At 47.1% G+C, this 13,731-nt stretch carries 13 protein-coding genes and 1 tRNA gene; 2 read left to right on the forward strand and 12 right to left on the reverse strand.

Translation table 11 applies throughout. From position 1 onward, the window contains the following. Positions 1-10: 10 nt before the first annotated feature. The 3 genes from NFI81_RS06820 to NFI81_RS06825 form a co-directional block, all read right to left on the reverse strand. Complete coding sequence (locus NFI81_RS06820; RefSeq protein WP_234613272.1) at positions 11-2,368, reverse strand: ABC transporter permease; 2,358 nt, start codon at positions 2,366-2,368, stop codon at positions 11-13. Between the two features lie 90 nt (positions 2,369-2,458). Then, entirely contained in the window at positions 2,459-2,626 is a 168-nt protein-coding gene (locus tag NFI81_RS26485) for an SDR family NAD(P)-dependent oxidoreductase (RefSeq protein ID WP_374759482.1), read from the reverse strand. Between the two features lie 3 nt (positions 2,627-2,629). Next, positions 2,630-4,042, reverse strand: coding sequence for an aminotransferase-like domain-containing protein (locus NFI81_RS06825; RefSeq protein WP_234613271.1), 1,413 nt, complete (start codon positions 4,040-4,042; stop codon positions 2,630-2,632). A 44-nt stretch (positions 4,043-4,086) separates the two neighbouring features. On the opposite strand from NFI81_RS06825, the gene NFI81_RS06830 reads away from it, so the two are divergent. Continuing rightward, entirely contained in the window at positions 4,087-5,040 is a 954-nt protein-coding gene (locus tag NFI81_RS06830; protein ID WP_234613270.1) for a DMT family transporter, read from the forward strand. A gap of 65 nt (positions 5,041-5,105) precedes the next feature. Here the strand turns inward: NFI81_RS06830 and NFI81_RS06835 are convergent, their stop codons facing one another. The 6 genes from NFI81_RS06835 to NFI81_RS06860 all read right to left on the reverse strand — a co-directional run bounded on the left by NFI81_RS06835 (position 5,106) and on the right by NFI81_RS06860 (position 7,400). Next, positions 5,106-5,345, reverse strand: a complete 240-nt coding sequence (locus NFI81_RS06835; protein ID WP_234613269.1) for a hypothetical protein — start codon at positions 5,343-5,345, stop codon at positions 5,106-5,108. Next, the gene (locus tag NFI81_RS06840; RefSeq protein ID WP_234613268.1) at positions 5,342-5,512 is read right to left on the reverse strand and encodes a DNA alkylation repair protein; all 171 of its coding nucleotides are present in this window, start codon (positions 5,510-5,512) and stop codon (positions 5,342-5,344) included. Before NFI81_RS06840 ends, NFI81_RS06835 begins: the two co-directional genes overlap by 4 nt. 20 nt (positions 5,513-5,532) lie before the next feature. Next, positions 5,533-6,099: a DUF4256 domain-containing protein gene (locus NFI81_RS06845; RefSeq protein ID WP_234613267.1), complete on the reverse strand. Its 567-nt coding sequence runs from the start codon at positions 6,097-6,099 to the stop codon at positions 5,533-5,535. 111 nt (positions 6,100-6,210) lie between these two features. Then, the gene (locus NFI81_RS06850; protein WP_234613266.1) at positions 6,211-6,585 is read right to left on the reverse strand and encodes a DoxX family protein; all 375 of its coding nucleotides are present in this window, start codon (positions 6,583-6,585) and stop codon (positions 6,211-6,213) included. Positions 6,586-6,592: 7 nt separating this feature from the next. Further along, positions 6,593-7,075: an SRPBCC family protein gene (locus tag NFI81_RS06855; RefSeq protein ID WP_234613265.1), complete on the reverse strand. Its 483-nt coding sequence runs from the start codon at positions 7,073-7,075 to the stop codon at positions 6,593-6,595. 1 nt (position 7,076) lies between these two features. Then, positions 7,077-7,400, reverse strand: coding sequence for an ArsR/SmtB family transcription factor (locus NFI81_RS06860; RefSeq protein WP_234613264.1), 324 nt, complete (start codon positions 7,398-7,400; stop codon positions 7,077-7,079). A gap of 116 nt (positions 7,401-7,516) precedes the next feature. Between NFI81_RS06860 and NFI81_RS06865 the strand changes: the two genes are divergently transcribed. Then, positions 7,517-9,586, forward strand: coding sequence for a sensor histidine kinase (locus tag NFI81_RS06865; RefSeq protein WP_234613263.1), 2,070 nt, complete (start codon positions 7,517-7,519; stop codon positions 9,584-9,586). Between the two features lie 125 nt (positions 9,587-9,711). On the opposite strand, the gene katG is transcribed toward NFI81_RS06865, so the two are convergent. The 3 genes from katG to NFI81_RS06880 all read right to left on the reverse strand — a co-directional run bounded on the left by katG (position 9,712) and on the right by NFI81_RS06880 (position 13,175). Further along, positions 9,712-11,985: a catalase/peroxidase HPI gene (katG, locus tag NFI81_RS06870; protein ID WP_255717412.1), complete on the reverse strand. Its 2,274-nt coding sequence runs from the start codon at positions 11,983-11,985 to the stop codon at positions 9,712-9,714. A 172-nt stretch (positions 11,986-12,157) separates the two neighbouring features. After that, entirely contained in the window at positions 12,158-12,724 is a 567-nt protein-coding gene (locus NFI81_RS06875) for a dihydrofolate reductase family protein (RefSeq protein WP_234613262.1), read from the reverse strand. A gap of 378 nt (positions 12,725-13,102) precedes the next feature. After that, a tRNA-Lys gene (locus NFI81_RS06880) sits at positions 13,103-13,175 on the reverse strand. Between the last annotated feature and the right edge of the window lie 556 nt (positions 13,176-13,731).

Genomic DNA, 13,731 nt, shown 5'->3' on the forward strand with positions numbered 1-13,731 from the left:
GTTTTATGCGCTATTCATTTCCCAGCGCCTCTACCGGATTGCCCGTCGCAGCCTTGTAAGTTCTGGTGCTGATAATCAGGCCGCCCAGGATCAGGAGCACGCCGAAGCAAAGTCCCAATGTTTCGAAACCAATGTTAACGTGATATGCAAAATTCATCAGAAACGCATAGCCAGCCACATAGCCGAGCGGTAAGGCAACAGCGCCCGCAATCGTAAGTAGCTTTACAAAGTCGCGCGATAGGAGCCAGATAATCTGAGCAACTTCGGCGCCCATCACTTTGCGGATACCCACCTCCTTAATGCGCGTTTGGGTGTTGTATGTGACCATTCCGAGCAGCCCGAGGCAGGCAATTGAAAATGAAATGCCCAGCAGCAAAGCCATAAAACTAATATCATCTATGTGGGCATGCCGTTCGTACAGGAAATCATCGAACCATTTGCCTTCAAAGGTTTCGTAGGAATTCAGTTTTGTATAAATGTTTTTTGTTTCTGCCAAAACCCTGTCTTCCGAACCCGGCGAGACTGCCACGTGCATGTAGCGCAGGCCGGGAAGTTGTGGCCTGAGAATGAGCGGTTTGATTTCCCAGTTAAAACTCGTAAAACGAAAATCTTTCACAACGCCGGAAATTTCTGCTTCCGTGCTGTCATTCAGCCAGATGGATTTGCCTACTGCCGACCTGCTGTCGCCCAGGTTAAACGTTTTAACGGCCTCTTCATTGATCAGGATCTGACGGGCCGAAGTGAATTTTTCAGGCAGATCTTTTCCGGCAACGAGTGTTAGTTTTAATGTTTTGATAAAATCAGGCGCCACATCGAAAATGAATGACTGAATCGTGTTTTCATCTCCTCGTTTGGTCTTAATATGCTCCGTTGCACCAAAATGACCGAATGGTTCCGATATGCCCGAAACATGCTCAACTCCAGCAAGTTTGGTGAGTTCGTTGGAAAGCCTTTCATAAGGAATGTTGTTCAGCGGAATATTCAGCACATTTTTAGTCTGAAACCCGTAGTCACCCGTTGCCATGTAATATTGCTGGCGCATCATGGTCACCAGGGCGATCATCGCAAGCAGGGAAATACTGAACTGCAAGACGATCAGCGTTTTGCGTAAGGAGATACCCCGGATTATTTTCAGACCATTCCGGCTGCGCAGCACTTCTGCGGGTTGGAAATTGGAGAGGACTTTTGCGGGGAGCAGGCCGGCCAGCAATCCGGCGGCAATGCTGAAAGTGACAAACGACGCCCCCAATTTCCAGTCCCAAACTACCCCACCAATCAGCCATTGCTGCACAAAAGCCATCGGTTTAACGAGTTCTAGCATGATGTAAGCAAGGCCTAATGCCAACAGGGACAAAATGACCGATTCTGCCATAAACTGGCCTAAAAGCTGCCAGCGAAGCGCCCCGGACGTTTTACGTATCCCAACCTCGCGGGCGCGACTCATAGATCGTGCCAATGTGAGATTAATATAATTGAAGGCGGCCATCAACAGCGTAACCAGCCCCACGCCCATTTCCACCATTAATCCGTTGATCTGCGGCTCGTATGTGCTGTTCATTAACTCCTCCATAGCAGGAGAAATGCTGCTGAGCGATTGTGAGCGGAAGCCGAGCGACTTTATTCCGCCAGGAGCCAGGCCAGTGCTTTCTCTTTTGCCAATTGCGGGAAGAATGTTTTGGAGCTGAGATTCTGAAATACCTTGTTTAACAAGCACATATGTATAACTTTTGCTATATTCGTTCCAGCCTTTGCCCTCATCAAAAAGACTCATTTTCTCTTTGGGCAAAGCGAATAAAATGTCAAACCGAAGATGGCTTCGGGATGTTGTATCGGCAATCACACCGGTAATGATCGAAGGCGCGATGCCTTCCTGCTCCAAAACCTCTCCTATCGGATCTTTTTTTCCGAAAAGTTTTTCAGCCGTTTCCTGGCTTATGACGGCCGTTCCCGGCCCGGCAGGAACCTGGCCCTGAACTATCTGATAACCAAATATTTTAAAAAAAGAGGCGTCGACCGCGAAAGTGAGAAAATCCAGGCGCTTCTCATTGCCCAGCACTTCCCCGTAAGTCCTGACAACCCTTGCCGAATTTTCCACGATACCATAATCGTCCAGGAGCGTTTCGGCCATGGGTAACGGAGATGTCGCAAAGGCCGTTTTGCTATTTTCCTTTGTCTCCACATCCGTCACGATCCGGTAAATACGGTCGCGGTTTGGGTGAAAGTTATCGTAGTCGAGCGCACCCTTGATGTGCGCAATGGCAAGGAAGCAGACCATCAGTCCGGAAGCCAGTCCGAAAATATTAATGATCGAAAAGAGCCGGTGTTTCCAGATGTTTCTTACGGCAATCTTAAAGTAGTTTTGTAACATACAGTCGGTTTAGGTCGCTATGCCCGTGCTGTGCAAAATTTTCATACCATTCAAAAATAATCTCATTGCAGCTAATAAAAGCGTTTTCAGCTAATCCGACTGTACGATTCCGAACGGAAGCTGTTCGTTTTTCGTGTCTATAAGGCCCGGTTGCAGGCAGTTTACCCGAATGCTAAATGGCCCAAGTTGCGAAGAAAGCTGCTCTGACCATATCACAACGGCCGATTTGGTAGCAGGTGAAAAATACTGATTTTGTATAAATTAGAACGTCTTCACTAAACTTCCCAGCTTTTTGAGCTGCGTTTCGATTTGCCCCGACCACGGCAGGCCTACGCATAGTCTCATACAATTTTCGAACTGGTCTTGTAATGTGAACATCCGTCCGGGGGCAATGCTGATCTGGTGTTGGATTGCCCTATCATAAAGTTTTGCGGTGTCAATGCCTTTATCCAATTCCACCCAAATCGAAAGTCCGCCCTGGGGCCTGCTTGTTTTTGTTCCTTCGGGAAAATGCCGGGCAATGGCCTGAACATACTTTTGCGTGTTATCCTGCAATGTGCGGCGAAGTTGCCTTAAATGGCTTTCGTATTTACCTGAATTCAGGAAATTGGCGACCGCTTCCTGTGCGATAGCTGGCGAGGAGATGGAATGCACCAGCTTCATTTTTAATAGTTTGTCCTTGTATTTTCCCGGTGCCACCCATCCTACCCGATAACCCGGAGCCAGTGTCTTCGACACCGAACCACACCAAAGCACATTTCCCTCCTTATCAAATGATTTACAACATTTGGGGCGTTGCGTGCCAAAATAGAGATCGCCGTAAATGTCGTCTTCAATGAGCGGAATCTGATGTTTGGATAGTAAGGCAACGATCTCCTTCTTGTTCGCCTCGGGCATGCAGCTTCCCAGCGGTGTATTGAAATTGGGCACCAAAAGACAAAGATCGATTTTCGGAATGGCTTCCTTTAATGCCTCCATTTCCAAACCTGTAACAGGATGTGTAGGCAATTCCAGCACCTTGAAACCGAGACTGATCGCCAGTTGCAATGTGCCTGGAAAGCATGGGCTTTCCATCGCAATGGTGTCACCGGGCTTGCCCAGCGCCATCAGACAAAATGCCAGCGCATTCATCGCGCCATTAGTGGTAATGAGATCATTTTCGTGCAGATTTCCTCCCCAGCCTAGGGACCGGATTGCAATCATTCTCCGCAATTTCACATTGCCCTGCAAAAGTTCATAAGCCATGCCACCGCCTTTCAGCTCTCGCGTAGCGGTGATAATCTCCTTTCTTAATTTTGCGGTGGGAAGGAGTTCCGGCGAGGGAACGCCAATGGAAAAAAGCGTGAAATCGTCGTTTCCCATATTGGCATACACCTTATTGATGAGCTCGTCAGGCTCTTGAAATCGGGCAACGGAAGATGGCTGGCTCACCTCGGGAAGGGCCAGTTTCGCGTGCGATCCCCAGCTCACAAAATAGCCCGACTGCGGTTTTGAATCGATCATCGATTGTGCTTCAAGTTCCAGAAAAACACGTTTAGCCGTGTTCATGCTAATGCTGTGTTCTCTGCACAACATTCTCACGGACGGCAGTTTATCACCCGTTTTCAGGACGCCGGCCGTGATCTGGTTTGCAATTCCGTTTGCTATTTCATTGTAAAGAAATTCCCTGTTCATGCACAAATATAACTGTGCTCATCAAAATACACAAAATTGTTACTGTGTCTATCGAAGCAGCATTCTTAATTTTGCTGAAAATAAAATCAATAAGCACGATGGAGAGCATTGGGAAAGTTGTTTTAGATAAATCAAAAGAAACCAGTTTTAGCGGTTGGGTGAATGGTTTTCTGGGTGTGCTGATATTCAGCGGCTCGCTTCCCGCAACAAAAGTGGCCATTCTGGATTTCAGCCCCCTCTTTCTGACCGTTGCGCGGGCCATGATTGCCGGGCTGCTGGGCCTTTGTATTCTGCTTATTTTCCGGGAGAAGCGACCTTCGAAGGCGCAGCTTATTCCGCTGGCCATTGTTTCGCTGGGCGTTGTGGTAGGTTATCCGCTCCTGTCTGCGCTGGCGTTGCAATACGTTACCTCAGCACATTCTATTGTATTTGTCGGAATGTTGCCGCTTTGCACGGCGATATTCGGTGTGATACGCGGAAGCGAGCGGCCTCGTCCCGCATTTTGGCTTTTCTCGGTTCTGGGAAGCCTGCTTGTGACGGGTTATGCGTTTGCGCAGGGGATTTCGGCTTCGCCGGTGGGCGATCTGCTTATGTTGCTGGCCATTATCCTATGCGGACTTGGTTATGCAGAAGGAGCCAAACTTTCGAAAACATTGGGAGGATGGCAGGTGATTTGCTGGGCGCTGGTTCTTTCGCTGCCATTCATGACCCCGGTAATGTTCTGGCTGATGCCTCCGTCGCTCAGCGATATCAGCGCAGAGGCGTGGGTAGGCCTGGCATATGTTTCGCTATTCAGCATGCTCATCGGCTTCATATTCTGGTATCGCGGATTGGCGCAGGGAGGCATTGCGGCTGTGGGGCAACTGCAATTGCTGCAACCGTTCTTCGGACTGGCACTGGCAGCAACATTGCTTCACGAACCAGTGAATACTGGTATGCTTGTTGTCACCGCAGGCGTCATACTTTGTGTTGCGGGATCCAGGAAATTTGCGAAGTAATGTTGCCTTCCCGGGGTGATGCGATCAAACTCGCCGATCCTCCGGAATTATGCATCCCTGAAATATCAGCCTTGCCTGCCCACAATTTCATTGATCCAGATTGGAGCAAATGGTGAAGTACAGCCCTTGGAAACGGGGTAATCCCGAAAAACACCAAGCCGCTCTCCTATCGCAATGGCACGTTCGCGGTGTTCCGGAAACTTTATTCCAATGTTTGCAAGCGTGGAATTCATGGTCCATTGCACTTCCGGTGGCGCGCCAGGCATTTCAGCTTCAATGCGATCGAGAATTTCCGGCAGGTTCAAAGCGCCAGGGCTAATGCATGATCCTCTTTGATTTTATTTGCCACCGCTCGGATTTCGCCCAACGTTATGCCAAACTGGTTCTCGCCCGCGCCACGCTTCCTGTTAAATTCCCGCATCTTTTCACTGCCCAGTGATTCGAGCTGATCCAGCGCTTCTTTGAGCGTCATATGTTGTTGTTTTGATAAAATTAAACCCTGAGCGACCCTCGAAAACCTCTGGCTGCGTAGTAAGAATCGGCACCATTGTGGTAAATGAAAACCCTGTCGAAGCGACGGTCACCGAAGATCGCGCCACCGAGTTTTCTAACGTCCGCAGTAGTTTTCAACCAGCTGGATGTCTTCAGGTCGAACTTCCCGATTGCCTGTAATTCCTGGTATTCCTCTTCCGTCAAAAGCTCGATGCCCATTTCGGCGGCCTTGTCCATGGCCGTGCCTTCCGGTTTATTGGCCTTCCTGGCGTCCCACGCTGCGCGGTCATAACAAAGGCTTCTGCGGTCCTTCGGGGTTTCGGCTGAGCAATCAAAAAAGATGTACTCGTCTGACTTTTTATCATAACCCACTACATCCGGCTCGCCTCCAGTCACTTCCATTTCGTCCAGGACCCAGAGCTTTTCAGGGTCGGCTTCCAGTTTGGCTTGTATTTTACTCCATTCCAAACCCTTATGGCGCCCCATGTTTTTCTCGAAACGGCTTTTCAATGTATTCAAAAGCTCGTCTGTTTGTTCCTGTGACAGCTGTTTCTTATTGTTTTTCATCTTTGTATTGGAATTGGTGTAGTCGTCGCAATATAAGAGTAGCCACGAATGCACGGATGAGCACTAATGTTAAAGTAGTAAGTATTTATATTCTAATATTAGTGAGAATTTTTATGGCCTTAGCCTGCGTGACTCCGGCCTGAAATACCAGGACACAACGGTCAGCACGATGAGTAATATGGGACCAAAAAACTCCTTGGCACCGTCGCCTGCGGCAATGTGCGAGAAAACAGCTCCCGACATCGCAAAGAAAAAACCGGCATATGCCCATTCCTTGACCAATGGAAATTTAGGGATGAGTACGGCAATCACACCCAGCATTTTCCAAACACCGATAATGGTCAGAAAATAGAGCGGATAACCCAGGTGCGTCATCATATCCACTTCCTCTTTCAGCTTGATAAGCTGCACGGCACCGCTTGACACCATTCCCAATGAAAGCCAGAGTGTCGCAATCCAGTAAATGATTTTGTTTCGCTTGGTCATGATCTGTTTATTTTAAATTGGTTACAACTTCCTGCAATTTGTTATGCGCCATATTAATACCCTGTGCGAACGGCATTTTCAGCATTTGATCTCTGAGTTCCACCGATTTATAAACAATCTGCATGGTTAGTTTACTGGTTTCCGCAGTAAGCTTCTCAAATTCAAGAAATTCGAGCTGAATGTCGAACTGGAATGGCGAGCCGGGCGTGTTTTCCATCTCAAATGTCCGCGTGATCCGCTGCTCATGAATAAATTCGGGATATACGCCATTGATCCGCACAACCACATTTCCCTGTGGATCAGACGTTTCAAACTGGTAGGCACCGTGCTTTTTATTTTCTAGTTTCAGCACTTTTGTCCCCATCCATTGCTCCACGATCTCAGGCTCCATATAGGCCTTGAAAAGTAGATCCAAAGGCAGGTCAAACTCTCTGGTAATGAAGATTTCTTGTTTGCCTTCCTCGGCATGGACTTTGGTTTTGCGCTCCATATTATTTTTCGGATTTGTAATTTTTCATTATCGATTCCAGCTTGTTGAACCTGTCGTCCCACATATTGCGGAATGGTTCTATAAAATCGGCTACCTCTTTCATTTTCCTGGCATTAATGTGATAGTAAACCTCCCTCCCGTTCTGATGTTGTTCCAGCAGCTCACATTCGGTAAGTATCGACAAATGTTTCGAAACCGTCGGCCGTGCTGTATCGAAGTTGGCGGCTATTGCGCCTGCTGTCATGGTTTGTGTAGCAACCAACATAAGTATCGCCCTCCTTGTCGGGTCTGCTATCGCCTGAAATACGTCTCGTCTTAAATTCATTATGTAGTTATTTGGCTACGAATATAAGTGTAGTCATTTAGCTACGCAAATTTTTCAGTAAATTTTTTTAAAGGTTGCTTTGTTGGTAGCGTCCTATTGCTAAACATATTCTACTAATGAAGAATTACTTCTATCATCTCACACATTTATATGAAGGCAGTACTATTTTTTGGTTATTCGTATTGATCTGGGGCTTTACAGGATGCAAAGAATCCGGGACTGTTGATCATGAAAAGCAGATGAATGTATGGATCGACAGTCTGGATCGCAATGCGCGGAAAATCGGCGTAAAAAGAGCCATTCAGTCCTTTGATTCGCTGACGTTGACGCTTGGCGGCCTCAGCCTGGGTGACAGGATGCGCTATTATAAGTTCATGAAAGTGCTCAGTCACAGGGATTCTACCTTGAACGAAAATGCGCTGGCCTACACCGACAGCCTTTTACGACTATTTCCAACAAACCAGATTCGCGAACAATATCCCATCGAATATTCCAAAGCCCTGCTATTGAAGGGAGATGATTTGCTGAAACAGAAAAGGTTTTACCAGGCATACCGCAATTACTATCATGGAAAATCCTTTTTGAGCGCCTTGGGCAAAACGTGTGAATGCGCCCGTTACAGCAGCAGAATTGCAAATATTTCTTATAATGAGGAAAACTATTACCAAGCCATTGAATATTGGGAACACGAAATGAAAGAATTGGCTGAATGTGGGCAATCGGGTAACTTTCAGCTGGAATTCATTGAAATGCAGGGCGCCTTGCGAAACATTGGCATGGCATATCTTTTATTAAATGATACCGACACTGCTTTAAATTACTTTCAAAAGGCGAAGGTTTTCATCAACAATCACGCAGCTGAATTTCCCAAGGAAAAGAATTTTATCAAGTTCGCCAACATTGTAATCGTCAGGAATCAGGCAGAGGCCTATGCGATAAAAGGCGATATGCAAACTGCGGAAAGACTCGTAAAAAGCTGTCTGCTCCATGACGATGAGATTGACTGGTCCATTGAAGTGGAACGGGAATCGCGGCAGTTGCTGGCAAAAATATATATCGAGACAAAGCAATTCAGCGAGGCCGAGGCGCAGCTTCAAATCCTTAAAACACAGCCCGGAACATCCAACAATGCTGCGAATGCTATTATGTTACAAAAAATGCAGGCGTCGATCCTATATGGGCAGGGCCGATTTGAGGAAGCCGGGAAACTGCTGATTGCCAGCCTGGAAGCGGACCGCGTGGCCAAGCTCGCCAAAAATGTGGAGAACCGGAGCGATGTTGGCCAACAACTGCAACAAGTTCAGCGCGAGCATGAGATTGAGTTGGAAAATGAAAAAGACGAGCGGGAAAAGTTGTTTTTGAGTTTTACCATCTTACTGTCTATAACGCTTGCCACCATTGCATACCTCATCTGGCGGAATGCCCGGAAAAGTATCGTCAATTTAAAAGCTGTTACGGAATTGAACAAGGTGATAACCAAGAGTAACATTGTTTTGCAGGATACGGTCAATGCATTGGAGCAGTCGGAAATAGAAAATGAGCATGTCTTGAAAATTGTAGCACATGATCTGCGCAACCCCATTGCCGCTATCATTTCTGCATCTCACATGGTTTTTTGGGACGAAACCCCTTCCGAAGAGCAAGGTGAGCTCATATCCGGCATACAGCTGTCGGCGGGAAAGGCCAATACACTCATCAGTCAGATACTGGAGTCGACATCGGACCGCGAGCGGATTGCGAAGAGTGATGTTGCCCTGCAAGAAATCGTGCAATCCTGCATTGATATGCTAAGTCACAAAGCGAGCGAGAAGCAGCAGAAGCTCCATTATCATTATGAACCCGTTACAGTGCCGGTCGACAGGGAAAAAATCTGGCGGGTTTTCTGTAACCTGTTGAGCAATGCCATCAAATTTTCACAGTCGGGCAGCACGATTAAAATTAATCTGCAGCGGCAAAGCGACGTAGTTTTGTTGTCTGTGGAAGACAATGGAATTGGTATACCTGAAAGTTTGAAAGACCAGATCTTTCTTCCATTAAACAATGCAAAAAGATCGGGAACGGCCGGGGAGCAATCCTACGGAATCGGTCTTTCCATTTGCAAACAAATTGTAGAATCCCACGGCGGAACAATCTGGTTCGAATCTAAGGACACCGGGACTACGTTTTTTGTGGAGCTGCCTTTATGATCTCGCAAGCGGATACATTTTCACGGTGAGATCGCCACCGGAGAACAGCATATCAAAGTTTGAATGTATCAAAAAAGGGACGTCTCGTGACTGAGACATCCCTTTTAATATACGTGATCGCCAGATCAAGCCAGGTCGAACCTGTCCAGATTCATGACTTTCGTCCAGGCTGCCACGAAGTCTTTTACGAATTTGCCTTGGGCGTCGGCACTTGCGTACACCTCCGCAATTGCGCGTAGTTCCGAGTTCGATCCGAAAACGAGATCGGCACGGGTGGCGGTCCATTTAGGCTGACCGGATGTTCGGTCACTTCCCAAATAAAGCTCCTTGTCTTCGCCCATGGCTTTCCATGCCGTATTCATATCCAGCAGGTTCACAAAGAAATCGTTGCTAAGCTGTCCTGGGCGGGCTGTGAAGACGCCATTTTTAGAACCATCGAAATTTGTGCTCAATGCGCGCATTCCACCTACCAGAACGGTTAACTCCGGTGCAGTCAGCGTAAGCAATTGTGCCTTATCGATTAGCAATTCTTCGGTTGAAACCGAGTAAGTGCTGCCCCGATAATTCCGGAAACCATCGGCTGCCGGTTCCAGATAACTAACTGATTCAATGTCTGTTTGCGCCGCGGAAGCATCCATGCGGCCCGGCGTAAAAGGAACGCTGACAGCATGTCCGGCATCGCTCGCAGCTTTCTCAACAGCTGCGCTGCCTGCCAGGACGATCAAATCGGCCAGTGAGACTTTCTTGCCAAATGATTGGTTGCTATTAAACTCCCCCTGAATGCTTTCCAGCGTCCCCAGCACTTTTTGCAGCTGAGCAGGATTGTTTACTTTCCAATCCCTTTGAGGAGCCAGACGAACGCGTGCGCCGTTTGCACCACCACGCTTGTCGGAACCACGGAATGTTGAAGCCGAAGCCCAAGCTGCCGAAACCAGCTCTGAGACGCTTAAACCAGATGCCAGAATGTTTGATTTCAACGCAACAATATCGGTTTCGTCAATCAATGCATGGTCAATAGCCGGAATGGGATCTTGCCAGATCAGCACTTCTGCCGGCACTTCCGGGCCCAGGTAACGTGCGCGCGGTCCCATATCACGGTGTGTTAACTTGAACCAAGCGCGAGCAAATGCGTCAGCAAATGCATCTGGGTTTTCCAGGAAATGCCTTGATATTTTTTCGTAAGCGGGATCGAGTCTTAACGCCAGATCGGTCGTTAACATCGTTGGTGCGTGCTTCTTCGAGCTGTCGTATGCATCCGGGATAATGTTCCCTGCATTTTTAGCAACCCACTGATGCGCACCGCCCGGGCTTTTGGTCAATTCCCATTCGAAACCAAAAAGATTTTCGAAAAAATTGTTGCTCCATTGCGTTGGCGTTGTGGTCCAGGTCACTTCCAGGCCACTCGTAATTGTATCAGCTCCCCTACCCGAACCAAAACTGTTGCTCCAACCCAACCCCTGCGATTCCACATCAGCAGCCTCGGGCTCCTTGCCTACATGTTCAGACGGCGCGGCACCGTGGGTTTTACCAAAACTGTGTCCGCCCGCGATCAGGGCAACTGTTTCTTCATCATTCATGGCCATGCGGCCAAATGTGTCACGGATGTCCTTTGCAGCAGCAACCGGATCCGGATTTCCGTCAGGCCCTTCCGGATTCACATAAATGAGGCCCATATGTGCAGCACCAAGGGGTTTTTCGAGAGTGCGCGAGTGGATGCCTTGTCCCGGATCTTCATCCGATGAAACAACGCCATGACCAGCAACGCCTGCCACACCATTTGCGTAACGTTCGTCATTACCCAACCAGGTGGTTTCCGCACCCCAGTAAACGTCTTCATCAGGTTCCCAAACATCTGCACGCCCGCCGGCGAAACCGAATGTTTTGAAGCCCATGGATTCCAGGGCCACGTTTCCTGTCAGGATCATCAAATCGGCCCAGGAAAGTTTTTGTCCATATTTTTGCTTGATAGGCCATAGCAAACGGCGGGCCTTATCGAGACTCACATTATCCGGCCAGCTATTCAGCGGTGCAAAACGCTGTTGTCCGGAACCACCGCCACCACGACCGTCAAATACGCGGTAAGTTCCTGCGCTATGCCACGCCATACGGATGAAAAGCGGCCCATAATGTCCAAAATCCGCTGGCCACCAATCCTGTGAATCCGTCATAAGCGCATGCAAATCAGCTTTCACGGCATGCAAATCCAGACTTTTGAATGCCTCGGCATAATCAAAATCCGGTTCCAGCGGGTTCGTTTTAGGCGAATGCTGGCGCAAAATGCTAAGTTTCAACTGATTGGGCCACCAATCACGGTTCCTGGTGCCGCCTCCGCCCACATTGTGGCTCATTGTGCCATTAAGGAAGGGGCATTTGCCAATGTCGTTTGAGTCTTTTTCCATTGTTACAAGTTCATGATTTTAATACATTCTCCTGCGATCTTTATATTGCAGGAAGGCAAGTTATGATTTTGAAAAGGATAATCACAATCGATTAATTCTATATTTTAATAGTTAAAATCTATTTCTATCTGATTCCCTTTGGAATGTTAAATCACTTAAACAATGGATCGGCTCATCGATTCGTGTAATGCAATGTAACTACGCCAGAACCCAGCGTTTTTGATTCCAGAAGTTTCAAATTGCTCATCTGTGTATTGCCCTCGAACAGACTGATTCCTGCACCCATGATCACGGGATGCAGGGTGATCTGATACTCGTCTATCAATCCGAGATTCATCAGACTTTTGGCGAGACCGGGGCTACCGAATATCACCAGGTCTTTGCCCGACTGTTGTTTCAGGTTATTCACCTCTTCCTCTATGTTGTCTTTAATAAGAGTGGTGTTATTCCAATCCGCACTTTCCAATGTTGTCGAGAAAACAATTTTTGGAATTTCCTGCACCCATTTCGCATGGGCAAGTGCATGTCCATTGGCATTAGGGTCGTTCAGTACGGTCGGCCAGTAACCTTCCATTAAATGGTAAGTGTTCTTGCCATACACCGGAGCGCCCACGGTTTTAACCAGTTCGTCCGCAAATTGTTGCAGCTCTTCATTGTAAGTCAAAAAGCCGAGGCCACCGTTGATATCACCGGCAAAACCATCGAGGGACATGTGCGCAAATAAAACCAGCTTTCTCATTTGATTGTAATTTGTTTGTGTTGAATGATAATTATTTTCCAACACAAATCTATCGTCGGGCAGAGAAATTTTTATGTCGTTTAGTGACAATCAAGGGGGGCTATGATGCCATTAACTGGCTAATGGGCAGGTTTGCCGCTCGTTGACGATGCTTTCCGGGGGTATTTGATACTTGGAAACATGGCTGTGACTGTATGAAGCATAGCTTAACGCTAAGATGTAGCGATTCCAGTGAGTAAAATTTGCAGATTTTCGAACTCACCGAATAACTCACCAAAATTTGTAGGAACTTGAATATTTTGGTATAACCTGAACAAGAAAAAAGCCTGCTAATCTGTTGATTTGCAGGCTTTTGATGCTTTTTGTTATTTCTTCAAGTGATCCCGCTGGGATTCGAACCCAGGACCCATACATTAAAAGTGTATTGCTCTACCAGCTGAGCTACGGAATCCTATTTTTTGCTAATTGAACTGCCAGCGTCAGCTACTTTCCTCGTGTCCCTTTCCTCAATCGTGGTGCAAAGGTACACTTTAATAATATCCTTCCAAATCGTGAAAGAAAGTTTTTATGTATCTGTACTGCCTGGCAGATGTAACCTTCTGTTTTAAAGACATATGGCGTGCCAAAAAAAATTTCAGGAGGGCGAAATTTTCTCTTCCTCGAAGCAAAATGAGGCATTGAGCGCACAGAGGCTGATTTTGTCGGGAAAATTATATGTGAACGATGGAACTATTTATTTAAAGGTCCAATCTCCTATCCATAATTTTTGTTTTTCCCTCTTGTTACTAAATAAATTATTACTACATTTCGAAGGATTAAAGTTCTACAAACATATTCTATTTGTGATAAAATAAATTGCTCAAGTCGATTAGATACTCTTTGTCAAGGAGTTACACTCTTCCATTAAAATTTTCAAATCAGGGCTCGCCCCTTTCACCTGAAAACGATAAACTTCGTCATTTCGAAGTCTTGTTTACGCATTTTTTAACCCATACAATTTAATTCTT

This window comes from Dyadobacter fanqingshengii (assembly GCF_023822005.2).
Taxonomy (GTDB): Bacteria; Bacteroidota; Bacteroidia; order Cytophagales; family Spirosomataceae; genus Dyadobacter; species Dyadobacter fanqingshengii.